Origin of the sequence: Sphingobacterium sp. UBA1498 (assembly GCF_002325125.1) — a bacterium.
In the GTDB taxonomy this organism is placed as follows: domain Bacteria; phylum Bacteroidota; class Bacteroidia; order Sphingobacteriales; family Sphingobacteriaceae; genus Sphingobacterium.
In genome coordinates this window covers 247,765-271,533 of the sequence record NZ_DCRG01000021.1, presented here as the reverse complement: position 1 = coordinate 271,533, position 23,769 = coordinate 247,765, and the positions used below count along the sequence as shown (strand labels likewise).

The following is a 23,769-nucleotide window of genomic DNA, read 5'->3' as shown; positions in this document are numbered from 1 at the left end:
AAGAGCTTTTATTGTATTAGCTCTTATGTTTTATATGTTTAGCTTATCGGCTCAGACGCCCCGCAAGGACAGCGGGGCCAATGGGCTTCTTACTGTATCAGGGAGAGTCGTATCAGCAACGGACGGTAAACCAATATCAGGTGTATCGGTAGCCATAGCTGATGAAAAGGGTAGGGCATTATCTAAAAATGATGGTTCCTTTTCGTTAATAGTCTCCAATTCTACAGGTACAGTTTCATTCTCCCATGTCGGTTTCAAGCGTTTAGAAACTTCATATACTGCCGGAGTATCATCGGCTATAAAATTGATACCAATAGAGAATCAGTTGGATGAGGTGGAAGTGGTAAATACGGGCTTTCAGAAGATACCCAAAGAGCGGGCTGCGGGCTCATTTGAGCTTATTGATAATAAACTATTAAACAAGCGTATGGGGGCGACTATTTTGGATCGCCTAGAAAATGCAAGTGTTAGCACCCGCTTTGAAAAAGACTATCAATGGGGAGATCAGAGCCAATATGCGGATTTACCGCAGTTCAACTTTGAGAATAGGGGACGTACAGCCATGGTTGGTAATACATCCAGGACTATTGTCCTAGATAATGTTTTGTTTGAAGGTGACCTGCGAGATATCAATCCCAATGATATTGAGTCCGTATCGATACTCAAAGATGCCGTTGCTACTTCCATATGGGGTACCAATGGTGGAGGCGGCGTCATTGTGCTGACCTCGAAAAAGGGAAATTTTAATAACCCTTTTAGGCTTTCGCTCACCAGCAACCTGACGGTTCAGGAGCGGCCAGATATCTATGCCCTTCCTTTTATGAAAAGTACTGATTTTATAGATTATGAGACCTATCTATTCAACAACGGTTATTTTAATAGCAAACTGAATAATAAAACGAGCTTTCCGACGCTCACTCCAGTAGTCGAAATCCTGAATAAGATAAAGAAAGGGGAGATGACAGCCGCGGATGGTAGTCGATTGATAGATGAGTATCGTACATATGATATCAGGGATGATTATTACAAATATGTGTACAGGCCATCAGTAATGCAGCAGTATGCACTCAATTTATCGGGTGGCAATTCTAGGATAGCCTATAACGTGTCCGCTGGATTGGATGATAATAAAAACTCCAAATACTATTCAGAAAATAACCGTAAAACACTTCGTATTTCTGTTAAATCCAATCCGATCAAAAATTTAAACTTGAATACAGATATTAATTATACACATGTAGGGGCGCGGGACTTTAGTATGAACCAGGAGGTTAGCTACCAAAACTCTACCATAGGACAGGAATGGCCTTATCTCCGGTTGACGGATGGTCAGGGTAATTTCATTACATCGGATGCGGTACCTTATCGGAAGATATACCGCGATACAGCAGGGAATGGTAAGTTGCTGGACTGGACCTACAACCCACTAAAAGAACGGGAGGATAATTCTAATAAATATAGAACTGGCGACCTGATGATTAATCTGAATGTATCTTATAAGATCCTCCCCAAGCTAAGTATCCAGGGTATTTATGCCTACCAGACGGTATCATCAGCGGTAGATGACTGGGTAGGTGTAGGGTCTTTCAGTGCACGCAACCGAATTAATCTGTATACACAGTACAATGATAAAGTGGTACTTAGAACTCCGGTTCCGATCGGGGGGATATTATCGAAGGGAAATCGGTATTCAAATGCACATACAGGTCGGATACAACTGGATTATAGTACTGATCTAAACAGCAGCAATAGTAAGCTGGATTTCTTGGCCGGGGCTGAGGTCAGGCAAAAGAACTATCAGTCGGATGACAGGCTGATCTATGGCTATGACGAAAATACTCTGTCTTTTGCTTCTATGGATTTTATTTCCTTGTTTCCGACTTTAAACCGTAAAACCGGGGGATCACGTATTCAGGATGGGATTATTTTTGAGCAGCTGACTAACCGTTATCTTTCGGCTTTTGCAAACGCAAACTATACGTTTAAAGAACGTTATATCCTGAATGGTAGTGTCAGGCAGGATGCCTCCAATTTATTGGGGGTCAAATCGAATCAAAAGTGGCAACCGCTATGGTCTAGTGGAATGGCTTGGATAGTATCCAAAGAGCCTTTTTTAAAACATCAGCAGATTGATTTGCTCAAGCTGCGGGCGACATATGGTTTTTCAGGAAGGGTAAATGGCAACTATGCCGCGCTACCGATCATTGAATATCGTGGCAATGACGTACTGACTGGATTGCGGTATGCAAATATTGCTACGCCCGCCAATCCATCGCTGAGATGGGAGCGGAGTCAGACCATTAATCTGGCGCTTGACTTCGCTGTACTGAACAACAGGCTTGCTGGATCGTTTGAATGGTATGTCAGGAATGTCAAAGACTTGCTGGCAAATATGCAGCTCGATCCGACCACCGGATATGATAATATGATCATGAATGGTGGGCAGTTCCGTTCTAAAGGATTTGAACTAACATTAAGTACCGTGAATGTCAGGACCGACAGCTTTTCGTGGTTATCAACGTTGATGCTGAGTAAAAATAGGACCAAAGTGATCAAATATGGTTATAAATTGCCTACTGCAGACTCTTACGTTTACAACTCGGGCTCTGCAGGCTCATTTCTCCTGGAAGGACATGACGAAGCTGCCGTACTGGCCTTTCCCTTTGCTGGCTTAGATCCAAATACAGGTGATCCACAGGGGTACTTAAACGGAGAGCTGTCAAAGGACTACATGTCAATATTATATGGCGGCACGGAGAATCTGGTGGATTTGGGGCCTGGGAGACCTACTTACTATGGTAATATTGCCAATGAATTTGCAGTAGGGAAGTTTTCGATGCGCTTCAATATACAGGGGCGTTTCGGTTATAAATTTTTTAGGAGCACATTCTCCCAGATCAGTGCTGCGGATTCGAGGATAGGACACCCTGACTACGCGCTAAGGTGGCAAAACCCAGGTGATGAATCCAAGACAGACATACCTTCACTTAAATACCCTATGGATTCTTTTAGGGATAGCTTCTTTCAAAAGTCTGATGCGCTTGTAATGAAAGGTGATCACATCAGGTTGCAGGATATCTATTTGTCCTATGATCTAGGGAAATGGAAAGGGATCCGGTCACTTTCCGTCAATGCCTTTTTGAAGAATTTGAATACCATACTATGGCGGGCCAACAAATATGGGATTGATCCAGAATATAGGGATGCTATTCCGCTGCCTTTCTCGGCCTCTTTCGGTGTTAATGTTGGATTTTAAATTGTTAAAGATGAACTTAAAAATATATGTACCTATACTAATGGGAATACTGTTTGTATCCTGTTCTAAATTTTTAGATCTCAAGCCCGATGCTAAAATGCGGGTACCCACCAGTTTGGAAGATGCCGAAGCTTTATTGAATGATCGCGCTAGTATGAATTCTGCTTATTCCCCGATCCCTGAAGCTGCGTCCGACAACTATTACCTTGAAAAGGCAAATTTTGATGCCTTTACCAATCTATCGGAAAAGAACATCTATATATGGGATGCAAATGTTGATATCAACTATACAAACTGGCAGTCAAGTTACAAGGTGGTAGCTATTGCTAATCAGGTCTTGGATATCCTTTCAGGATTAAATCGTAGCGATAATTCCACTAAGTATGACCTGATCAAAGGGCAGGCGTTATTTTTTAAAGCCTTTGCTTATCAGCAGATCGCAGATGCCTTCACACTTCCTTATGACAAGAGCACAGCATCGTCACAACTGGGAATTGTGCTGCGTAATTCGCCCAATGTGGATGAAATATCTTACCGCAGTGACCTCGAAACTTCATATATCGAAATCAAAAAGCTACTGTTGGAGGGGATAGACCTTCTGCCGGCTCAGGCTACAGTCAAGACATTGCCGTCCAAAGCTGCTGCTTATGCGCTGTTGGCCAGGGTAGCATTGATTATGCAGGATTGGCCCTTGGCACAGAGTGCGGCTCAAGAATGTATGGCAATCAATAATGAACTGATAGATTATAATCAGCTGAATAGCGCTTCATTGACACCTTTTGAGTTGTTTAATAAAGAGGTATTGTTCCATGCCGTTACGGCTGCGAATGTGACATTGACGCCCAGTACCTGTTTTGTAGATACTGCTTTGTACAGTTCCTATAATGAAAACGACTTACGAAAGGTGATTTATTTTTCAAAGGAAAGCTCGGGAAAGGCTGTATTCAAAGGAAAGTTTGATGGTGCTCAAAATTCGTTTTCTTTTTGTGGACTGACCATGGATGAGGTGTACCTCATCCAAGCGGAGGCCTCAGTCAGGAACGACCAATTGGATTTGGGACTGCAGACTCTCAATACGCTCTTGCGTAAACGCTGGATAAAGGATAGTTATGTTGCTGTAAAGAACGACGGACCTGGTAGAACTATGCAGACTATTTTGGAGGAGCGTCGCAAGTCGCTGATCTTGAGAAACACCAGGTGGATGGATATCAAACGGCTCGGCACCGAAAAAGAATATGCGGTCGAGCTAAAAAGAAAATTGGGCGATCAAACCTACATACTACCCACTGGCGATCTTCGGTTTGCATTTTTGATTCCAATTCGGGTAGTCAATCTGACGAATACTATTCAACAAAATCCAAGATAATAACATTCTATTATGAAAAATTATATAAAAAATCTATGCATCTGCTGGATGCTATGCTATACTATAGTATTAAATGCGCAGGAACAAAAACTCGCTATTCAAGATGTGATCCAATGGAAAAAAAAACATACGCTATTGGACGGGAAGAGCGAACTGCCTATTAATAAGTTTGGATCTAAATTAGTTTTGATCGATTTTTTTACGACTTGGTGTACATCCTGTATTGCGTCCTTTCCGTTTATGAATGATCTTCAAGTAAAATTCAACGAACAGGTAGAGGTACTCATGGTAACACCCGAAAGTAGGACTGTGGTCGAAAAGTTTTTTGGTAAAAACGATTATGTGAAAGGGAATAAGCTGCCGATTGTAATTGAAGACAAATGGTTTAGTGAATCCTTTCCACACAAGGGCGTCCCGCATGTCGTATGGATTTATCAAGATACAGTCGTGGCCATTACGGGCAAAGATATGGTCACTACGGAAAATATTAACAAAGTATTGAACAAAAAAGATATTATCAATTGGCCTGTTAAAAATGACTTTGCGGTTGATACTGCCGTAGATGTAGATTTAGAGCTGGAAGATAGGTACATCTCAACCTTTGGACCCTACAAAATCGGCTATCCCCTTCAGTATCGAATTGATAGTGCTTCGCAAAAGATAGCTTATCATATGACCAATGTAGACGTAATCCCTGCGTTACTCTATACCCTTGGTTTGGAACAGAAATTACCGCTGATGAAAAAGGAACGTGTTATACTAAATGTCCGTGATCGGGATAGGTTTACGAATGTCGATAGTATCCCTAAATCTTTTTGGATGCAAAAAAACGCTTTTTGTTTCTCGTCTGAGTGGCCAAGGGCAATGGGCTCTTCCAAAAGGCATCAAGCCTTGTTAAAAGAACTAACAAACAGACTAGGTATACGGGTTAGCTATGAACCGCGGAAGGTCAAGGTATGGGTGATAAAACCCGATGCAAAGAAACGTATTAATGCTTCGTCGGGAAATATGGAACTGGGCTATTGGATGACTTTTCTGGAAATTACCAACCCACAATTACCTCCTTTGATGATAGAAGGCATTCCGTTAGAGACAAAGGTGGTCTCCTCTTATGAGGTAAGCGATCTGCCGAGTCTCAAGAGAGCCATGGAAGCTAACGGTCTAAAAGTTGAGAAGGGGGAGCGCAATATTGACTGCTTGGTGATTGATGATAATTAAAATAACAAAAGGCTGGAGTTTTTAATTCCAGCCTTAGCAATATGTTGTCAGTAGAGGTAGGGATTAAGCGTCTTTTAAGGAAACCTTTGCTGTATTTGAATGTGTATTCAATGCAGTAACCATTTCACTTAAAATTGCGTTATCCAATACAGGTCTACCTGAACCGTCATTTGCAGCGTCGATCGTACAAATATTTTGGTCGCCCACACACGATGGTGTTCCAGAAGCTAAAGAATAGCTTGATGGATTTGTTGGAGCACTCTGATTGTTCAATTGAAATAAAGCCATGTTGCAAAATTTTAATTAGTCAAATCTTGTTTATTAATCAGCTACATCCAGGATGTATCCGGTTTCACAGATTCTGCCGGGCTGACCGAAACGCCGCATGAGGCCAGCCCTTTTCACGTAAATGCTGTATCGTACCGCCACACGGGAATGTGGTAAACCTGCGGCCGTGCCTGTCACGTACAGGGCCAGCACAGCAGCAGGTCACTGAAAGCAAAAGTTTCATCTTCGCCAAGCCAGCATATTTTCGCTGCACCAGTTGCGAAGGCCATTGCCGACGTGGGGCGCTCATATCCGCGGCGAATGGTTGTTCATTTAGCGAATTTACCCTGACTCGTTGTGTACGCTGTATACGCTCTTGCTTGATCATACTTCTTTGTTTATAAATTCACCCAGTCCTATGGGTATATGGTTCATAATTCAAAGATAGTGAGAGACGCTGCGCCTAATTTGACATAAAGCGCATCAGGATTTGACAAAATCCGTGAATCTAAACCTACCTCCGCTTTCTGGAATTAAAGGTAAGCTGTTGGTAGGCCGTCGGAGATAACCCGGTCTCATTTTTAAAAAATCGAGTAAAACTAGAAATCTGACCAAAGCCACAAAAATCCGAAACGAGCTTTACAGGCATTTTTCGATCCAGCAGATGCTTTGCCTTGTCGGCCAATACCTGGTTGCGAAAATGCAATAGCGTCTCGCCATAGCGCTGCATATGGTATCTGTTGAGTTGATCTTTTGCAACGTGCAGTGTAGCAGCGATATCTCCGATCAAAATCCGTTCTTCCGTTTCTGAGATCCGCTTGCTGATCAACGCTCGGGCCTGTAGAGCCAAATGGTCTTGGTGACTCAAGAGACCCTGCGCTTTGAGTAGCTTATTTTTGCTCAGAAGGAGCAGATCCTGAATTGTGTGAAGGATAATACTTTTGGGTATCAACGGCTTCTTGCTGAGTTCCCTCGTGAGCTCGGCAAATAACTGTCGGGTCTGCTCCATAGCGGCAAAGTCCAAGCTGACTCTGTACTGTGCGAGCCTGCCTTTATGTGCTGCGATCACGCTAGAGAGATACTCAAAGCCAGGAACCCCGCCGATATGAAGCAGATTCAAAGGTAGTGTAAACCCTTGAATGTGATATGTTCCGGGCTCAAATTTTAATGCAATTTCAGTTTCGGGGAAATAGAGAAACGCACCATGCCGCGGGCGGAAAATAAAGGTGTCTTTGACCTGTGGCTGGCTATAATGGATCGGCGCACGCCCTGCGAGATGGTAGAGCAGATGGGTCTGCGGACTGCATATCTCAAAACGGATTGTTGTTGGGCTATGCACTTCGAACTGATAGCAATAGCTCTCCAAATTGCCGGTCTGCAAATACTCCTCGAACAGACAAATTTGTGGATGGCATAGCAGTCGGGTCCGGCTACCCGGCAACCGCTGTTGAAAGGATTTTGTGAGCGTACTCTTGCTCACAAAATCCATTTCTTCTTCTATCAACCTGAATGATGGGGTCCGCATAGCGCTGGTGTTTTTGGGGAATAGGCCACGTTCGTTTCGGAGAAACGTGGATTAGCTGCCTGCGGTATGCCGATAAACAATGCGGATAGAAAAATAACCTGTCGGCAACAATCTGTTCGCAACAGGTAGGTCACTGGATGAATTGTATCGTGAAAGGATGATGTCCTTTGGTGTGTCTTTTTCTTCATCGACCGAGCTGCTGTTCTTTTGGAAGTCAACCGCTAGGCTGTTGTTCCAGCTGTCGGCAATCCCGATGCTCAGTTCGGTTTTGAGTGCAAGCGACATGGTATTCAGATATTGGATCTGGCTGGGGCGTAGCTCAAAATAGGCATGCATAAAGCCGACAAAATCGCTCATGACGGAGTTGATGATAGGAAGACGCTCGGCATAAGGAAGGGTCAATACTTTTAGCTGCAGGTCGTTGACACCTGCTTGGTCAAATGTTCTTTTCATATTTTTGCTGTTACGTAAAACCACAAATAAATCAGCTAAAACCATAGAAAACAAATTGTTTGGTCAGATATGACTGGATTCGGTACATTTTGACGGAATGTTTCATCGGGAAATTAGTATTATTTTAAAGAAATTTTGTAAATTTGAGGTAAGTTTTTTATTTTGAATCAATCACCAGACCAATTTGTATTCCTTATGCGATCGGAGAATTTAAATAAAAGTAGAAGATTATTTCCGTATTTATTAAAGACTATTATTGCCCGATGGAGCCAAATAGGCTATTATCCACTTCATTTTTTCTTTTGCATGATCTTTGCTTTGATCATCAATGTGGGTTCTGCAGGCAGCGAGATGCTCGGCCGTATCCAGAGCAAGCGTTTTATGGCGGTATGGATCGGCACGGTCTTGCTGTTGCTGGTCTACGCTATGCTGATCAGCTATATACATGCAGCCTTGGTGGTTAGGCAGCGGTTCAGTAGGAATACCAAGCTGAATTTTATGATCTATCTGCTCTGCGCATCCGGTGTTGTCCTGGCTATCCACGGCGTCGTACTGGAAGTACTGTTACCGCACAGGCCGGGATTGATCTTGCTTTCGCGATGGTATCTGACCACTGATTTTTGGTTTTTCTTTCCCATAATGACCGCCTATATACTGTTGGTAAATCGCTTTCCTAAATTGGTATTGCTCGATTGGCAATCCTTTGTTCAGACCGCGATCCAGATACCTTCTGGGGCCAGGCCGCAGCTCGATCAAGATCCCGCGCCACTTTTAGTAGCAGGTGGATCCGAAACTGGTGAAAATAGAGATTCTCTTGAACATGTGACCGAGCAGCTGGTTAAGAGCCCAAGGCAGCTATCCGGGCACAATGTCCACACCACAGCAATCGATCTCCCAGCTGTGACAAAATCAGAATCCCAGGCTACACTGTTCAGTTTGTGGAAGCGCGATCGGGATCGGCTAGCACTGATGGTCTACTTTTTGCGTAAATGGGAGGATAAAGAACCGACAGACGGAACCACGATAAAATGCCTGCACGCGGTGATCATCTATAAACAACAACGTACGGCAGATGTCTATCTGCATGACGGAAAGTTGTGTCGGATAGAGGTGACCACTAAAGCACTGCGTGATAATCCATGGTTGGTTAAAATACGGGCGAGAGTGTATGTCAATATGCTCTATTTTCGCGTGCCCGTAAATCGGCCCACCATGTTGGAACTTACCGCTGAGATCAAGGAGAAACTACATCGATTGTTGCCGGAGGATAAGCTCAAAATAATGGTCACGCCCTCGCGTGAGCTGCGCAACAACATCAATAATTTTTGGGGAATAATAGATACGCTAGATGAAAGCAAATTGGAAGAGGAATTTAATCTGGCTTAAAAACGAATGTATTGTCTAACGCTGTGGTGATGGAGCCTTTGCACAGTGCCAATGGTGCAAAGTGACTCGTTTCGGCGACCAGCATGTTTAATTGCTTGGTTATGTTAAATTTAATGAATCGCATATGTGACCTTTTGGAGGTCATAACCTGCTTATTAAAAGCGATATTGACGCATATAACAGAAGAAATGAATAAAGTATCTACGGAAACAGCGGAGATACCTTCCGAACTGGATCATATGCTTGATATCGCTGATGTGCTCGACAAATTGGGTATCTCTGAATCGAAGTATTACCGGCTGGTCCGCGAAGGAAAGCTCAGGCCGAGGAAGCTGGGCAAGCGGCACTATTATTACTTGTCGGATTTACACCAGCAACTGGAAGAGAGCAGGCGCAAGGGGCGGATTTAGCCCGTTGTAAAAGAAGGAGCCTTTTGGCTCCTTCTTAATTTTCTGGGAGCAAGCGAATGGAAGTTCCCTCACGTCGCTACGCTTCGGCAGCGGTTCGACGACGCTATGGCTATCCTTCGACTTTGCCTCGACACAGCTAGGGGACAGCCTCGACGCTCCTTCGGGTGGGCTTCGACAACTCTTCGAGTCGGCTTCGACTCCCAGTCGAACAGCACCCGAACAATACCCGAACAGCAGCCGAAGCGGTGTCGAAGCTGTCTGCAATCTTTTCCGAAGATGTCCCGAATACAATCCCTTAACGACTCAAAGGACTGCCGAGGGGCTGCCTATCTCTTAAAGTTGACAGGCAATGACAGCATGGCCACCCGTGTACTATCAATCCCTGCATTTATCCTTCTACTGAAAAAAGTCATGCTAATTTAGCTCTTGCTAGCAAAACAAAGACTGCTCATGACAGTCGTAATTATTTATTATTTAAACATGTATAATCATGGCAAGATTTTTAAAAGGTATACACGGAGCTTACTCTGGGAAAGTAGGAAGTGTAATAGGAAGCAGTTGGCGAGGTGTGGATTATGTCCGCTCACTCTCCAAGATTACAAGCAAAAAAGCGAGTGAAGGACAGATCGCACAGCGGGCAAGATTTGCAACCGCGGTAGCTTTTCTTTCGCCGATCAAGGATCTACTCAACCTGGGCTATTCGGACAAATTGCAGAGTAAAGCAACAGGCTACAACAAGGCGCTACAATATCTCCTGAATTATGGTGGCGTCACAGGTACTTACCCTGCATTTGAAATAGATTATGCAAAGATCGTTATTTCCAAGGGCTCATTGGCAACGTTGATGGCTGCGGAATGGTCAGAAGCTTTTCCGCAGGAGATCATGTTGACATGGGAGCCGCAGTTCAACAAACTTAACGCGTTCGCCGGCGATTCTGTTATTCTGCTCATGTACAACAGCAGCAAGAATTTCTTTAGTATCCTGGAGTCTGCGACTCGCGAAGAAGCAAGTATGAGTTTCAAGCTACCTACCAGCTACTCCGGTGACACGCTGGAAGGCTGGGTATTTACCGGTCATCAGGATGGTATCAAGACTTCTCCGAGTGTTTACCTGGGTAAACTATCCATTAGCTAATATGGCTGTTAAACACACCCTGCTGCTCCTACGAAAGTATGGAGCACGGGGAACCAATGGGACCATCAGCTATCAAGGCGAAGAGATATGCCATACGATCGAGCTGCCTGATAGAAATAATACGCCACGGATTAGCTGTATTCCAATTGGTCGATATAAGTTGGAGAAACGGCGCTACCCCAAACATGGCGAGCAGATTGGCATCCCGATGGTGCTCGGTCGCGAAGCAATACTGATCCATGCGGCCAACAATGCGCTCCGGGAATTGCAGGGCTGCATTGCGCCGGTGACGACGTTAACAGGCGAGGGGACTGGGGATTATAGCGGCAAGGCCTTGGCAAAGCTCAAAGCGCTGGTGTATAGCCTGTGGGATATGGGGGATGAAGTGTATTTGAGTATTCGATAAGGCTTTGGAGATCTGGAATTAGTAGCTGCATTCCTTTGTGCCTTCTTCTTAGCAAGCTGACGGCATAAATCAAACTCGCTATGCTCGGACAATGATTTATGCTATCGTCATCTCGCCTCAGCGATAGGCAGTCGGAACGCAAGGCTTTCAATTCCATGATCTCCTAGCTTAACGAAAGGTGTATTGGTGGTATGGATACTGAAAATGCAAAAAGTATGAAAAAAATCTTTAACAAAATAGGACAGGTGTTGCAGCTGGTGCTGGCGGCTCCTGTTAAACTTCCGGGAAAGGTCGGCAACGTATTGAAATACCTGGCCCTGGGGTTGGGGATCGTGGAAACGGTATTGGATGAAGCTGAACCCCAACTGGAGGTAAGTGACGGAAAACAGCCATCGGAAGCTGATTTGAATGTGGCAAACGATACGGCCAAAACTACGGCTGAAAGGAGCGTGCAGGATGAAAGTGAATAATATCCGTATCTCGGCCATAGGCGGTACCCTCTGTTCCATCTGGGCCAGCATTTCCCTGGGGGATGTGTTGCAAACAGCCCTGACAGCGGCACTGGGTACTTTGGTCAGTTTTGCCACGAGTAGGCTGCTGGGAAGATGGCGCAACAAGCAGAAAAGGTGAGTGGTAATTAAGGCGCACGGTATTGTGCGCCTTTGTCGTAAGACGAAGGTCCAAAACAAAAGAAAACACCATAATACAAGTACTATGGTGTTACATGAATATGTGGTTTGATTAGTTTTTCGCTAAGACCATCTCGGGTTCTTCTTTTCCGCCATGACAGGTTTTACAGGAAATTGCTTTGGCTGGAGAATTATCCCAACTGCGGTTAAAATACTTTTTGTTGATCTTTTGGGTCATCTTGATCATCGCCCGCCCAATATCCTTTTTGTGGTTCTCATCACTGGCAAAATCCAATTTCTTAGGATCTTCTTTTGATGGTGCATGACAGAAACCACATTTTACGCCCAAGGCAACGTTAAATTCCTTCATCGTGGAAATCAATTCGTCATGGGAAATATTTTTTGGGAGAACTTTTAGATTGGTTGGTTTGGGCTCTTCCTTTGGTTTGTCCTGTTGGAAACCAAATGCACTCAACGCAAGCGCAATAGCCAACACGGATGCAATCGCACCTAATTTATTGAATTGTTTCATTTCTCTCTTCCTTTATGCTTGACTAAATATAGGGAGAAAGCAATAATTTTCAAATAGAAAATGAAATTAATATGACAATTTAGATTGATTATTAGTTACGGACTGCATTTTCAACAACCCAACTTTGGCTATTTGCCTGATAATTGATCGTTAATCGTTTTCCTTCAATTCTGACATTCTTTAATCCAGTCGTGTCAGCGGATACCCAAGTGGTATCGTTTTCTTGATTCAATCGAAGGGAAGTGATATTAGGGATACCTGTGAAGAACTCGACTTTATAGGTATCGCCGCTTTCTGTTAAAACACGAATAAGCCGATTATCCCGATCTACTTCCAATGAATTATCCTGGTATTGGATACGCCCGATAAAACTGCCAGCTGCTGCTGCACTAGCGCTACCTGAATCTTGATTTTTCGCACACGAAGCTACTAGAATAATGATGATACAAAGCGTGAGTAAGGCGTTGAAAAACTTCATGGGTGTAATTTTTGCTCTAAATTAAGACTTTTTGATCGAAAACTCAATTGATTAATCCAGAAATGATATTTATTGTTAATGCAACAACAAATGTATTTAAAGCGAAGGAGAGGAGACCGTGAAAAAGTGCTACCCTGCGGATCTTTTTTGAAGATATACCCACGTCGGATACTTGAAAGGTGCATCCCATCACGAATGAAAAGTATGCAAAATCCAGATAATCAGGCTTGTCGTCACCGGGAAACGCTAAGCCATCACCATCGGACCTATTTTCGTAATATAGACGTGCATAATGAAAAGTATAGATGGTATGAACCAATATCCATGAAGCCATCATGGCTAGGATGCAAATGACGATAATATATGCATCCTTCAGCTGTTTGTCCTTGCTGGATATAATGATCATCAGCACAGAAACAAAGCAACCTATAGTGACCAAAATGATGAATAAGGAGACAAAAAGTCGGCTTCCATCTTCTTGTTGTGCTTTCTGTGCCATTGTTCCAATCGACATGGTATAAAATGTAAACCAGGATATGGCGATGTAAGATACACAGAACCCCAGCCAGCATAGCAGCAGGTTTAATAGCGGAAGGGATTGGATTGGAGAAATAAAGTAGATCAGTAAAAACATGCCCACTGAAAGCAATGCGCGATCAATGGATTTCATTTGATGTAAGTAGTCGTTTATTCTAGCCATGTTACCCAGCTTTAACAATCAAATTGTGCATCAGCTTCAAAAGTGAGTGCATTGCCATGATTGGACAAGAATAGAAGCATTGCTTCCTCCTCATAGTGACGCGGATTAGAAAAGATAAAATCCAAAACACCATCCCGGTCGATATCCCCAACGAAAAGTGTGGACATAAATACATCATCATATTGATCAATATGAAATAGGGTTTTTTCTTTGTTTTCTTTATTTGAAATGTAGCGTAGTTTGTAATTGGTTACCTCATGGAATAATTTCTCGTGACCTTTGTCATCGGTTTGCACCTCTGTGGATTTAATAGTTCCCAATCCCCGCAGGGTAACTTGTTGATTTTTATACGCATATTCGACCGATTCCTGAGGCCATATTTCGGAATGAGTAACTTTTAAATTTTCTAATGCACCGGCTTGCAGTCCTTCCAACTTTAGGAATAGCAATGAATTTCTTCGTGATTCAATGCTTCGAGTTGGAACGCCAGCACACTCGTCATAACCGTCTTTTATTTCATAATCAACTTTTTCCAGGTAATATTTGCCATTTTCTTCATAAAGGTCGTACCAATCTTTATTTAAAACAGCTGTAGGATCTCGCTTTTCCCAAACGCGGTAGCTGCGTACCATCAAAATCTGTCCCTTCTTTGGATCTGCGATGGTGGGCTGGTCAACTGTACTGCTGTCCACAACGACGTCGGACAATGTGTCAGAGGCCTTGACCGTGTCGGATTTTCCACCGACCTGTTGAGAAGTGGGATTCGTGCATGCTTGGAGGGAAAACAGTCCCATTAGAAGTGCAAAGGCATTATAGCTATTCATATACGGTGAATTTAGTTTAAATATATAAAATTCACCGTATATAAATCGAGCGATTTTTTAAGCGAGTGCTTCTTTTAACAAGGAAAATGACTTAAGGCATTTTTCATCGTCGAAAATATAGGAAGTAGCGATAATTTCATCTACTTTGTGGTCTTTTACAAATTTCTCTATTTGGGGACGTATATTTGCTTTGTCACCAATGAAAGCACATGAAGCCATACTTTTAACAGCTTGCTCTATTGCCGGTATACCTTTGTAAATTACTTCCGGAGTGGGTTCTGATAATGGTCTTCTTGTATTGGTTACGATGCCAGCAAAGAGATTGAAGAAACTGGTTGCTAAAAATTCGGCTTCTTCGTTGCTGTCTGCGGCGATAACATTGACGCACGACATAAAATAAGGTTTCTCCAATACGTCAGATGGGACAAAGTTTTGATGATAGATCATACTTGCCGAAGCAAATTGCGCTGGTGCAAAATGTGTCGCAAAAGCATAAGGAAGCCCTAAGCTTGCCGCCAGATAGGCACTGTCGGTACTTGATCCCAAAATGTACAGGGGTATATCCAAACCTTCACCCGGAAAGGCACGTACTTTTGCGTCGAAATTGTTTGCGCTAAAGTAACGTTGCAGATCTTTCACTTCTTGAGGAAATTGAAAGGCGGTATTTAGATTATTTCTGCGTAAAGCCATTGCCGTTAGTTGGTCTGTACCTGGAGCACGTCCTAAACCGAGGTCAATACGGCCCGGAAATAAGGTTTCTAAAGTTCCAAACTGCTCTGCAATAACCAAGGGGGCATGATTTGGCAACATTATCCCGCCAGATCCTACACGAATACGGCTTGTGTTTGATGCAATATGTTGTATCAAAAGGGATGTTGCTGAACTCGCGATATATTCCATATTGTGATGCTCTGCAACCCAAATCCTTTTAAAATCCAGTTGTTCTATATGTTGGGCAATTTTGACCGTACGGGCCAATGCGCTAGCTGTATTTTCTCCTTTTTTTATAGGAGCCAAATCTAATGCTGATAATGCTATTTTATCCATGCATTAAAATTACGGAGAAGATTTTCGACAATTGTAATGAAAATGTCTATTCTAGAATTCGTTGTGTATGTATGACACTAAATTGATCATTGACGGTTGTCGTAAAGAATAGGAACGAATTTCCTCCATCGCTGATTTTGAACTTCTTCTTGATTTCTGCTGTTTTGAGCGGAAAATTTTTGGCAATAATCCCTGCTTGCATTGACTGTTTATTTTTTTTGAAATCACTGAAGGAATCCAATTGCTTTATGACGAATGTTTTGCCTGGAAAATTTTCAATCTGTTTATCTGAAGTGTAGAGATGCGTGTTTTTATGTAATTTTTTGACATCAAATAGCTGTCCAATGGTTTTAAAGGCTCCTGCTTTGGAAAGTGCAACATCTGGTTCATACAAATAGGAAAGTGGTTCACTGTATTCATTAACCACAGCGCGCTCACTGTCATAGGTAAAGGATACGACCTGTTGTTGCTCATGGAATAGCCGCACTGCATGAATGGCAGCTTCACCCTCATATCCTTTTTCTTGGACGAAAATAAGTTCTTTGCAGTCATTCTGCAGCGACAACACATACACATCTTTGACATACCGCAGTTGATGCAATGCGGAAGTGATGTCCAGTAGTGGTGCAAGTTTGCTGATAATGTTATCCGTGTGCTGGAAAAAGTCATCCTGCAATTGGACTAAATTAGGTTCACATTCATCCAATAGAAACACTTTTTTGTTTTGAACTCTTCGGGAGGGATCCAGGTAGATGTAATCGAATCGTTTGGTCGCGTCATGGAGGATGTAATCCACACCGTTAGCGGCAATGACGTCAAGATTGTCGGCCTTTAATACAGCCGCATTATGTTTTGAGATGGCTGCTAATTCAGGATTTACTTCACAGGCAGTAACTTTGGCCGCCTGTCTTGAGAAGTAAAAGCTATCTACACCAAAACCGCTGGTGGCATCCACTAAATGCGTTCCCTTATTAATCAGTGTACTTTTAAATAATGCTGTTTTCTCCGAAGAACATTGCTCCAAGTTAAGCTTGGGGGGAAAATAGATTCCCGGCGTATTGGCCCACAGGGGGATTTTTGTGCTTGCGCGTTGCTTCCCGTCCAGCTGTGTAGCAAGCTCGGACGGGGATATTCCTTCAAAAGGAGTTTTTTTAAGTGCAATTTTAGCAGGAGACTCCTGTGCGTTTCTATGCAGAAACTGCTGAATCTCCTCTTGAAGGATCAGTGTATTCATTTATATTTTCTTTACGAGAAGCTGGCAAGTATAGGTGTCTTTTAGTTCGCTTATCACTTCCTTATCAACCAGAACTCGATCAATGGTCTCCTGGTTGTAATAGCGAATAGTAATCAGTTCAAGTCCAGATTCATACTTGACTTTGAATCGCTGCTCAAGCTCGTTAATTAAGTCTACCAGATTTTTTCCTGTATCGTCTACCGAAACGGTGAAATTGATGGCTGTATTGTGCATCATATTTATTTTGATACGGTGCTCATGGAATAGATTGAAAATGTCCCTTAAATTATCTTCCACGATAAAGGAGAAATCCCTTGGCGAGATGGAAATGAAAATCTGGTTCACCTTAAAGATAAAAGACGGAACGGGCAAAGTCTGATTCGTACTCCTGATCATTGTTCCTGGCGAGTCAGGATCGACAAAAGAGCGTACATTCAATGCAATTTTCTTATTCTGTAAGGGCTTGATGGTCTTCGGATGGATGACCGTTGCACCATAATAGGTAAGCTCTATCGCATCGGTATAAGATAATTCAGGAATGAGTTCAGTCTTTTCAAACCATTTGGGATCGGCATTGAGTACGCCGGGCACATCCTTCCAGATCGTTACGTTTTCGGCATTTAAACAGGATGCAAAGATGGCTGCAGAATAGTCAGACCCTTCACGCCCTAAGGTGGTTGTGAAATTTTCCGAAGTAGAGCCCAAAAATCCTTGTGTGATGACAATGTATTCGTCGAGAATAGCGGGGAGCTCTGCGCGAATTTTTTCTTCCGTTTTGTTCCAGTCTACGACAGCCTCACGATAGGTATTGTCCGTAAATATATAATCCCGTGCATCGATCCATCGTACCTTTTCACCAATAAAGGCGACATACGCTGCCACAATCTTTGTCGAGATAAGTTCGCCCATCGATACAATTTGATCGAAAAGATAGTCATATGAATCTTGAGGTTCCTCCTCTAAAATCCACTCGATCTCGACAAAACAGTTTGCAACTTCATCAAATATCGGGTGTCCACCCTCTGGAAATAATTCTTGAAGGATACGAAAGTGAAATTGTTTGGCCTCATCCAGTGTCTGGAGTTGATTGCCCGTGTTATTAACATATTCTTTGGTCAATCTTTCGAGAAGGTTGGTCATCTTTCCCATAGCGGATATGACAACTAACAAGGCGTCGCCTTTGTATTTCGAGATAATCCGTGCTGAGTTTCTGACGCTTTCAGCATCCTTGACGGATGCACCTCCAAATTTAAAAACCTGCATTTATTTATTTAGTTTAGTTGATTGCTAATTAAGACTATTAATATAATGTAATCCTTTGTCTGAAATCAAATGTCTGAAAGTAGCGTAGGGAATGCGCAATTCAGTCATCCCTTCAGCATAGGATTTGATTTCATAAACATTGTAATGAAAGAGGATGTCGTCTTTTTCGAACGTAAAATTAGCTGCGAGCGAAAACTTACCGTCTTCAAAAAAATACTTTCCATTTAATTGATCATCGCTACTTAACCCTTCCTGTTTGCGGAAATATTGCTCAGCGATTTTGACAAACTTATCTTTATTTTGTGTTTGAATAATGTCATCAATCACAATCTGTTTGTTTGACTGTCTATCGAAGTTTGAATAAAGGGTGAAGTGGTCACCATGCGCACCGCCCGTGTACTCTTCTTGTTGTGTTCTTAGCCCCAGGAAAACCGGGGTATTGGCGATCACATCGACCTGTAGCTCCCGGTTCCAGGTTGCCGTAGATTTTCCGTTATTATCCTCCACATATTCATTGTAAGCATTAATAAACCGATGGGCAGCCTCCTGCATACTGGTGTCGCCTTCGAGGTGAACGATATTGGTAATGAGATCATTGATCTTATCTTCCGCAAAAACAGGGTATTTTGCGCGAAAATACGTCGTGTCCAGCCGATTTTCTTCCTTTAGAAAATAATTGCTATGCTCGTCTATGCTTTTTTTACTATAGGAGAGTGTATCTGCAAGTTGAACAACATCAGCAGGTGCACTTTGGCCATTGCAAGCGTAAAACAGATAGCTGATAACTAAAATTTTTAAGGAAAAATGAAACCGCATTGAACTGATTATCTCCGTTATTTAATAAGTAATGGATACATTGAGCCATCCGGCATCAAAGTCCGCTTTATATTTTTCATAAAACTTAATGGCCGGTTCATTCCAGTCTAAGACCTGCCATACCATGCCATGGTAACCGCACTGTTTGCCGTAGGCCAGCGTCTGATCAAAAAGTAGTTTTCCAATTCCTGATCCACGCATATTTTCTGTCACAATTAGATCTTCCAAATAGAGTCTTCGGCCTTTCCAGGTTGAATATCTGGTATAATATAATGAAATGCCGACAATTTCGCCTTCTACTTCTGCAACAAATGCCCCCCAAACAGGGGATTTTCCAAATCCTGCATCCTCAAATTCCGAAAGTGATACCGTCACCTCATCGGGTGCTTTTTCGAAAATGGCCAGTTCATGAATCAATTCGAGCATCCGTGGGCAGTCAGATTTAATAGCTTCTCTTATAAGTGGTTTAGTCATTGTTTTTAAAGTGTTTGATTACTCTTTTTCCAAAGATTGTACTTCCTATACGCACCATGGTCGAACCTTCGCCTATCGCCAATTTATAGTCGGAGGACATGCCCATGGAAAGAATGCTGAAATGTTCGTCTTTTCTGTAGAAACTTGCTTTTACCCCATCAAACAACATTTTAAGCTCATAGAATTCAGCTTTTATTACTTTCTGGTTATCGGTATTGGAGGCTATCCCCATCAAACCGCAAATACGGATGTTCTTCAATGCGAGAAATTCATCGTCGCGGAGCAGTTCGATGAGTTCAGCATGATCAAAACCAAACTTGCTGTCTTCCTCAGCAATATAAACTTGTAAAAGACAATCTATAATGCGTTTGGATTTTTGAGCATGTTTGTTAATTTCCTTCAATAATTTGAGCGAATCAACAGATGCAATTAGACTGATGAAAGGAGCAATATACTTGACCTTATTCGTTTGAAGATGGCCAATCATATGCCATTGAATATCTTTGGGTAAAAGCTCCGCTTTCTCAACCAACTCTTGAACGTGGTTTTCGCCAAAAATACGTTGTCCGGCCTCATAGGCTTCCATGATATCTGAGTTGGATTTTGTCTTCGATACAGCCACAAGTTGTACGCCGACAGCTTCAGTCTCCAATCTTAACGCTTCTAAATTACTAGCAATACTCATTTCCGATATAGTTTTGATGATGTAAAAAGTGCCAAATGTCGGTGCTTTTTGTAAATTTGTACAAAACTACGAAATGCTACGATTAATACTGAATCTACTTGCAGTCATTTTTTTATTTGCTGCCTGTGTACGTACAGGGGGCAAAGATATTATCTCCGAAAGTGAGTTTGTGGATGCACTTACCGAAATTCAATTGACAGATTCATACCTTAATATTTTGCCTATTGATAGCGCGCGCAAAGTCATATTGCCTTTGTACCAAGTTACCTTCGATAAATATGGTTTGGATTCCGTTTCTTTTAAAAAAAATCTGGACTATTATGGAAAGGATGCCGAAGTCATGTCTGCTATTTATAAAAAAGTGGAAGAAAATCTAACAAAAGAAAATAAGTTTTATGCAGACATAGATAGGAGAAAACAAGATTCTATCCGTAGCAGAGACTCGATTGTTAATGTACGTATTCAGGATAGTACCAATCGGGTTATGCGTGCGCAACAGGCTTATCAGGAAAGAATTGCCGCACTTATTCATTATACTCCAGATACAGCAAAATTGAGTTTTAGAGAAGCCGCTTCGTCTTTTAATCGCTATTTCCAAATGAAAACCGGTATCAGTGTAGATGGTTATCTTATGAATCAACTAGCTGTAGGCAGTCCAACTTTACCAGTTGATGCGTCTTCGGGCGCAGGGAGTATTTCGGGTAAGGATACTATACGAACACCGAAGGAGGTTCCACTTCGGCAGTTACCAACGACAGAACTGGACAGAGGACCAGTTCTCAGTCCGCTGAGGCAAATGAAGCCTCCGGTGAAACTTTAATCATTCAACGAATATGACTTCAATGGTATATCCAATAAATGCTATAGATAAGCTCGGATTTTCCGAGATAAAAGATAAAATAAGACAAAAATGCTTGAGCGAATCGGGTAGGGATCTGGTAGATAAAATTCAGCCACAGACCCGTTTTGATCAGATTGATCGATTTTTACGGCAGACTAGTGAGTTTAAAGATCTTTTGGTGAATGACAGTGCATTCCCTGTCGAGAATTTTTTTCCACTTCGGTCCATTATCGAAAAAGCTCGGGTAGAGGGAGCTTTTTTGCTAGAAGAGGAGTTCTTTAAAGTATTACTTTCATTAAAGACTGTCTACGCTATCATCCGTTATTTTAATGAACGTGAGGGGCTTTATCCCAATCTTGAGATTCTCTTTGAACATTTACCGATAGAGAAAGGCATCATCCGCGATATCGAAATGGTGATCGATGAGCGCGGAAAGCTCAAAAATAATGCTTCGCGATTGCTATTGGAGATCACTCAACAGATTCAAAAGGCTGAGCAAGAAGCTTTAAAGCGCATCAACAGTATCTTTAAAAGTGCGCAGGATAGTGGATGGACCGCCGATGGTAATCTTACCATACGCGATGGAAGGCTTTGTATTCCCATCTTAGCCGAGAATAAAAGGAAGCTTAAAGGTCTGATCCATGATGAATCTGCTACAGGTCAAACGGCTTATATAGAGCCTGAAGAAGTCTTTCAGTTGAATAATAAAATTAGAGATTTAGAATTTGAACGCCGACGAGAAGTTATTCGTATCCTAGTGGAACTGACCGATAAAGTTCGTCCGCACCTTCCGTTGTTGCTTTCTTATCATGGACTACTGACAAAAGTAGATTTTGTACGTGCAAAAGCACTTTTTGCTTTGGACATTGAGGCTGAAATGCCTGAATTGTCCAAAGAAGTGGAGATTAATTTGGTCAATGCTAGGCATCCACTTTTATTATTGAATCACCATCATACTGTTGTGCCGCTGAATATACAAATTGACAATGTCCAGCGTGTTATTGTTGTTTCGGGACCAAATGCAGGGGGTAAATCTGTCTGCATGAAAACAGTAGGCCTATTGCAGATCATGGTGCAATCTGGGCTATTAATTCCTGCGGACCCAACGACGAAAATTGGCGTTTTTAAACAGATATTTGCAGATATTGGTGATGATCAATCGATAGAGAGTGATTTAAGTACCTATAGTGCGCATCTGTCGAAGATGAAATATTTTACGGAATTTGCCAACGGCCGTACCCTGGTTTTGATCGATGAGTTTGGAACTGGTACGGATCCTTTGTTTGGTGGACCTATCGCTGAAGCAGTATTGGAATCGCTCAATAAAAAGCAGATTAGAGGCGTAGTGACGACGCACTATTCTAATCTCAAAGTATTTGCGAGCAATTCGCCCGGTTTAGAGAATGCTTCGATGTTATTTGACAATCGAGAAATGAAGCCAATGTATATTCTTCAGATCGGCAAACCGGGGAGTTCCTATGCATTTGAAATTGCTCAAAAAATTGGCTTGGGTAAGGAAATATTGGCGTCTGCGAAAGGTAAAATTGGTGTGGAGCAAAAGAAAGTAGACAACCTTTTGATTGATCTCGAAAGAGAGAAGAAAGAGGTGTTTGATACCAAAGTAGCGATTATTAAGCGGGAGAAAGAACTTGAGACCCTCAAAGCAGAATACCTGGAACTTCAAACCTATCTAGAAGAAAATAAAAGAGTCATTCTGAAAAAGGCTAAAGAAGAAGCGCAACAGATTATAAAGAATTCAAATAAACTCATTGAAAATACGGTTGCTCAAATTAAATCTGCCAAAGCCGATAAAGAAAAAACCCGTGAATTGCGGAGCAACCTAGATCAAGCTCTTCAGGCAGTCCTACCGAAAGAACAACAGGTCACAAAACCTGCAATTAAAGAGCGCGTTGTGGAGTCTGCAGAAATAGCGATCGGGGATTGGGTACAAATTTTGGATAATGGCGCCGAGGCACAGGTGGTAGAAATTGCTAAAAATAATCTTATTCTGGCTATGGGGGAACTGCGTACCGTTCAAAAACGGAAGAATGTGATTAAGCTAGAGGGACGGGAAGGAAAAAAATCTGCAAAAAGTTTATCAAGGTCAACAGCTGCGGGTTCGGTGGCGGACTTTAAACCTGAAATTGATCTAAGGGGTATGCGAACGGAGGATGCGCTTCATGAGTTGGAGCGTGTGCTGGATAGGGCGGTGATGATCGGTTATCCGTCGCTAAAGATCATTCATGGAAAGGGTGACGGGATTTTACGCAAATTTATCCGTGATTATTTACGTAAATATAGTCATGTTAGTCGTTTTGAGGACGAACATCAAGACCGTGGTGGTGATGGTATCACCTACGCTTATTTGTAGACAAAAATGAACTGGAGCTCAAAAGGTTATTAGAGCTCCAATTTTCGTTTAAATTTTTAAAATTTATGTGGTCGTTTAGCTGGCGTCGAACAGCAGCTTTCGTCCTGTAAATTGAGGCTACATCGTTTCTTTACCACCAAAGGTTATCAGCACCATACCGGAGATAATGATAAACATACCCAGTACCTGCATCCAGGTCAGCGGACTTTTAAAATACAGTGCCATGGCTAATTGCACGGTCAAGAATGTGCCACCAGAGCATAGGGCTATAACAATTGGCTGAGATACATTTTTGAATAATTGTACCAGGAACCAGCTTGCAGAAAGCAGAATAATATTTCCGACAATCAATGTTGTCCATTTATATTTTGGATGTATTCCCCCGAGCTTAAATAGGATAGAGGAGATAATCTGGCATGCCCAAAATGCTGCAAAATATAGGTAATTCAACAT

At 42.4% G+C, this 23,769-nt stretch carries 25 protein-coding genes; 11 read left to right on the top strand and 14 right to left on the bottom strand.

The annotated features are described in order from the left end of the window. Positions 1-34 precede the first annotated feature (34 nt). Genes B3139_RS12445 through B3139_RS12435 form a run of 3 tightly spaced genes read left to right on the top strand, consistent with a single transcriptional unit; the run spans position 35 to position 5,840 of the window. Positions 35-3,256: a SusC/RagA family TonB-linked outer membrane protein gene (locus B3139_RS12445; RefSeq protein WP_293883541.1), complete on the top strand. Its 3,222-nt coding sequence runs from the start codon at positions 35-37 to the stop codon at positions 3,254-3,256. Between the two features lie 10 nt (positions 3,257-3,266). Next, positions 3,267-4,622 carry a RagB/SusD family nutrient uptake outer membrane protein gene (locus B3139_RS12440; RefSeq protein ID WP_293883539.1) on the top strand — a complete coding sequence of 452 codons (1,356 nt, stop codon included), beginning with the start codon at positions 3,267-3,269 and terminating at the stop codon, positions 4,620-4,622. Positions 4,623-4,634: 12 nt separating this feature from the next. After that, positions 4,635-5,840, top strand: a complete 1,206-nt coding sequence (locus tag B3139_RS12435; RefSeq protein WP_293883537.1) for a TlpA family protein disulfide reductase — start codon at positions 4,635-4,637, stop codon at positions 5,838-5,840. Positions 5,841-5,903: 63 nt separating this feature from the next. Here B3139_RS12435 and B3139_RS12430 read toward each other — a convergent pair whose 3' ends face one another. The 3 genes from B3139_RS12430 to B3139_RS12420 form a co-directional block, all read right to left on the bottom strand. Continuing rightward, a complete protein-coding gene (locus B3139_RS12430) occupies positions 5,904-6,128 on the bottom strand; it encodes a hypothetical protein (RefSeq protein WP_293883535.1) in 225 nt (74 codons plus the stop codon). 493 nt (positions 6,129-6,621) lie between these two features. Next, positions 6,622-7,632 carry an AraC family transcriptional regulator gene (locus B3139_RS12425; RefSeq protein ID WP_293883533.1) on the bottom strand — a complete coding sequence of 337 codons (1,011 nt, stop codon included), beginning with the start codon at positions 7,630-7,632 and terminating at the stop codon, positions 6,622-6,624. 51 nt (positions 7,633-7,683) lie between these two features. Further along, a complete protein-coding gene (locus tag B3139_RS12420; RefSeq protein WP_293883531.1) occupies positions 7,684-8,085 on the bottom strand; it encodes a hypothetical protein in 402 nt (133 codons plus the stop codon). Between the two features lie 306 nt (positions 8,086-8,391). Here B3139_RS12420 and B3139_RS12415 point away from each other — a divergent pair, with 306 nt between their 5' ends. The 6 genes from B3139_RS12415 to B3139_RS12390 all read left to right on the top strand — a co-directional run bounded on the left by B3139_RS12415 (position 8,392) and on the right by B3139_RS12390 (position 12,052). Further along, positions 8,392-9,471, top strand: coding sequence for a hypothetical protein (locus B3139_RS12415; RefSeq protein ID WP_293883529.1), 1,080 nt, complete (start codon positions 8,392-8,394; stop codon positions 9,469-9,471). A gap of 101 nt (positions 9,472-9,572) precedes the next feature. Continuing rightward, on the top strand, positions 9,573-9,881 hold the full coding sequence (locus tag B3139_RS12410) for a helix-turn-helix transcriptional regulator (RefSeq protein ID WP_293883527.1): 309 nt from the start codon (positions 9,573-9,575) through the stop codon (positions 9,879-9,881). Between the two features lie 490 nt (positions 9,882-10,371). Continuing rightward, positions 10,372-11,016, top strand: coding sequence for a DUF6266 family protein (locus tag B3139_RS12405; protein ID WP_209580633.1), 645 nt, complete (start codon positions 10,372-10,374; stop codon positions 11,014-11,016). Position 11,017: 1 nt separating this feature from the next. Further along, on the top strand, positions 11,018-11,422 hold the full coding sequence (locus B3139_RS12400; RefSeq protein WP_209580634.1) for a DUF5675 family protein: 405 nt from the start codon (positions 11,018-11,020) through the stop codon (positions 11,420-11,422). 215 nt (positions 11,423-11,637) lie between these two features. Further along, a complete protein-coding gene (locus B3139_RS12395; RefSeq protein ID WP_293883524.1) occupies positions 11,638-11,892 on the top strand; it encodes a hypothetical protein in 255 nt (84 codons plus the stop codon). Continuing rightward, positions 11,885-12,052, top strand: coding sequence for a hypothetical protein (locus B3139_RS12390; protein ID WP_293883522.1), 168 nt, complete (start codon positions 11,885-11,887; stop codon positions 12,050-12,052). The genes B3139_RS12395 and B3139_RS12390 overlap by 8 nt, the downstream gene beginning before the upstream one ends. A 111-nt stretch (positions 12,053-12,163) precedes the next feature. On the opposite strand, the gene B3139_RS12385 is transcribed toward B3139_RS12390, so the two are convergent. The 10 genes from B3139_RS12385 to B3139_RS12340 all read right to left on the bottom strand — a co-directional run bounded on the left by B3139_RS12385 (position 12,164) and on the right by B3139_RS12340 (position 20,104). Further along, positions 12,164-12,583, bottom strand: a complete 420-nt coding sequence (locus tag B3139_RS12385; protein ID WP_293883520.1) for a c-type cytochrome — start codon at positions 12,581-12,583, stop codon at positions 12,164-12,166. A gap of 91 nt (positions 12,584-12,674) precedes the next feature. Further along, entirely contained in the window at positions 12,675-13,061 is a 387-nt protein-coding gene (locus B3139_RS12380; protein WP_293883518.1) for a hypothetical protein, read from the bottom strand. Positions 13,062-13,104: 43 nt separating this feature from the next. Beyond that, a complete protein-coding gene (locus B3139_RS12375) occupies positions 13,105-13,761 on the bottom strand; it encodes a DUF1345 domain-containing protein (protein ID WP_293883516.1) in 657 nt (218 codons plus the stop codon). A gap of 11 nt (positions 13,762-13,772) precedes the next feature. Beyond that, complete coding sequence (locus B3139_RS12370) at positions 13,773-14,585, bottom strand: hypothetical protein (RefSeq protein ID WP_293883514.1); 813 nt, start codon at positions 14,583-14,585, stop codon at positions 13,773-13,775. Between the two features lie 57 nt (positions 14,586-14,642). Next, a complete protein-coding gene (locus B3139_RS12365; protein WP_293883511.1) occupies positions 14,643-15,632 on the bottom strand; it encodes an LLM class flavin-dependent oxidoreductase in 990 nt (329 codons plus the stop codon). A gap of 46 nt (positions 15,633-15,678) precedes the next feature. Continuing rightward, complete coding sequence (locus tag B3139_RS12360) at positions 15,679-16,866, bottom strand: THUMP-like domain-containing protein (RefSeq protein WP_293883509.1); 1,188 nt, start codon at positions 16,864-16,866, stop codon at positions 15,679-15,681. Further along, on the bottom strand, positions 16,867-18,129 hold the full coding sequence (locus tag B3139_RS12355) for an aspartate kinase (protein ID WP_293883507.1): 1,263 nt from the start codon (positions 18,127-18,129) through the stop codon (positions 16,867-16,869). 24 nt (positions 18,130-18,153) lie between these two features. Beyond that, positions 18,154-18,945 (bottom strand): DUF3298 and DUF4163 domain-containing protein, encoded by a 792-nt coding sequence (locus tag B3139_RS12350; RefSeq protein WP_293883505.1) that lies wholly within the window; start codon positions 18,943-18,945, stop codon positions 18,154-18,156. A 21-nt stretch (positions 18,946-18,966) separates the two neighbouring features. Further along, positions 18,967-19,419 carry a GNAT family N-acetyltransferase gene (locus tag B3139_RS12345; RefSeq protein WP_209580653.1) on the bottom strand — a complete coding sequence of 151 codons (453 nt, stop codon included), beginning with the start codon at positions 19,417-19,419 and terminating at the stop codon, positions 18,967-18,969. Beyond that, the gene (locus B3139_RS12340) at positions 19,412-20,104 is read right to left on the bottom strand and encodes a YggS family pyridoxal phosphate-dependent enzyme (protein ID WP_293883501.1); all 693 of its coding nucleotides are present in this window, start codon (positions 20,102-20,104) and stop codon (positions 19,412-19,414) included. Before B3139_RS12340 ends, B3139_RS12345 begins: the two co-directional genes overlap by 8 nt. 73 nt (positions 20,105-20,177) lie before the next feature. Between B3139_RS12340 and B3139_RS12335 the strand changes: the two genes are divergently transcribed. Further along, positions 20,178-20,924, top strand: a complete 747-nt coding sequence (locus tag B3139_RS12335) for a DUF4296 domain-containing protein (protein WP_293883499.1) — start codon at positions 20,178-20,180, stop codon at positions 20,922-20,924. 22 nt (positions 20,925-20,946) lie between these two features. Beyond that, the gene (locus B3139_RS12330; RefSeq protein WP_293883674.1) at positions 20,947-23,316 is read left to right on the top strand and encodes an endonuclease MutS2; all 2,370 of its coding nucleotides are present in this window, start codon (positions 20,947-20,949) and stop codon (positions 23,314-23,316) included. A 117-nt stretch (positions 23,317-23,433) separates the two neighbouring features. On the opposite strand, the gene B3139_RS12325 is transcribed toward B3139_RS12330, so the two are convergent. Then, complete coding sequence (locus B3139_RS12325; RefSeq protein ID WP_293883497.1) at positions 23,434-23,769, bottom strand: hypothetical protein; 336 nt, start codon at positions 23,767-23,769, stop codon at positions 23,434-23,436.

Coding starts and splice junctions, on each gene's coding strand:
- B3139_RS12365 (WP_293883511.1), bottom strand. CDS start 15,632: ATGGATAAAATAGCATTATCAGCATTAGATTTGGCTCCTATAAAAAAA.
- B3139_RS12335 (WP_293883499.1), top strand. CDS start 20,178: ATGCTACGATTAATACTGAATCTACTTGCAGTCATTTTTTTATTTGCT.
- B3139_RS12345 (WP_209580653.1), bottom strand. CDS start 19,419: ATGACTAAACCACTTATAAGAGAAGCTATTAAATCTGACTGCCCACGG.
- B3139_RS12360 (WP_293883509.1), bottom strand. CDS start 16,866: ATGAATACACTGATCCTTCAAGAGGAGATTCAGCAGTTTCTGCATAGA.
- B3139_RS12370 (WP_293883514.1), bottom strand. CDS start 14,585: ATGAATAGCTATAATGCCTTTGCACTTCTAATGGGACTGTTTTCCCTC.
- B3139_RS12445 (WP_293883541.1), top strand. CDS start 35: ATGTTTAGCTTATCGGCTCAGACGCCCCGCAAGGACAGCGGGGCCAAT.
- B3139_RS12400 (WP_209580634.1), top strand. CDS start 11,018: ATGGCTGTTAAACACACCCTGCTGCTCCTACGAAAGTATGGAGCACGG.
- B3139_RS12385 (WP_293883520.1), bottom strand. CDS start 12,583: ATGAAACAATTCAATAAATTAGGTGCGATTGCATCCGTGTTGGCTATT.
- B3139_RS12325 (WP_293883497.1), bottom strand. CDS start 23,769: ATGTTGAATTACCTATATTTTGCAGCATTTTGGGCATGCCAGATTATC.
- B3139_RS12405 (WP_209580633.1), top strand. CDS start 10,372: ATGGCAAGATTTTTAAAAGGTATACACGGAGCTTACTCTGGGAAAGTA.
- B3139_RS12440 (WP_293883539.1), top strand. CDS start 3,267: ATGAACTTAAAAATATATGTACCTATACTAATGGGAATACTGTTTGTA.
- B3139_RS12350 (WP_293883505.1), bottom strand. CDS start 18,945: ATGCGGTTTCATTTTTCCTTAAAAATTTTAGTTATCAGCTATCTGTTT.
- B3139_RS12435 (WP_293883537.1), top strand. CDS start 4,635: ATGAAAAATTATATAAAAAATCTATGCATCTGCTGGATGCTATGCTAT.
- B3139_RS12340 (WP_293883501.1), bottom strand. CDS start 20,104: ATGAGTATTGCTAGTAATTTAGAAGCGTTAAGATTGGAGACTGAAGCT.
- B3139_RS12355 (WP_293883507.1), bottom strand. CDS start 18,129: ATGCAGGTTTTTAAATTTGGAGGTGCATCCGTCAAGGATGCTGAAAGC.
- B3139_RS12420 (WP_293883531.1), bottom strand. CDS start 8,085: ATGAAAAGAACATTTGACCAAGCAGGTGTCAACGACCTGCAGCTAAAA.
- B3139_RS12430 (WP_293883535.1), bottom strand. CDS start 6,128: ATGGCTTTATTTCAATTGAACAATCAGAGTGCTCCAACAAATCCATCA.
- B3139_RS12380 (WP_293883518.1), bottom strand. CDS start 13,061: ATGAAGTTTTTCAACGCCTTACTCACGCTTTGTATCATCATTATTCTA.
- B3139_RS12425 (WP_293883533.1), bottom strand. CDS start 7,632: ATGCGGACCCCATCATTCAGGTTGATAGAAGAAGAAATGGATTTTGTG.
- B3139_RS12395 (WP_293883524.1), top strand. CDS start 11,638: ATGAAAAAAATCTTTAACAAAATAGGACAGGTGTTGCAGCTGGTGCTG.
- B3139_RS12415 (WP_293883529.1), top strand. CDS start 8,392: ATGATCTTTGCTTTGATCATCAATGTGGGTTCTGCAGGCAGCGAGATG.
- B3139_RS12330 (WP_293883674.1), top strand. CDS start 20,947: ATGGTATATCCAATAAATGCTATAGATAAGCTCGGATTTTCCGAGATA.
- B3139_RS12375 (WP_293883516.1), bottom strand. CDS start 13,761: ATGGCTAGAATAAACGACTACTTACATCAAATGAAATCCATTGATCGC.
- B3139_RS12410 (WP_293883527.1), top strand. CDS start 9,573: ATGTTAAATTTAATGAATCGCATATGTGACCTTTTGGAGGTCATAACC.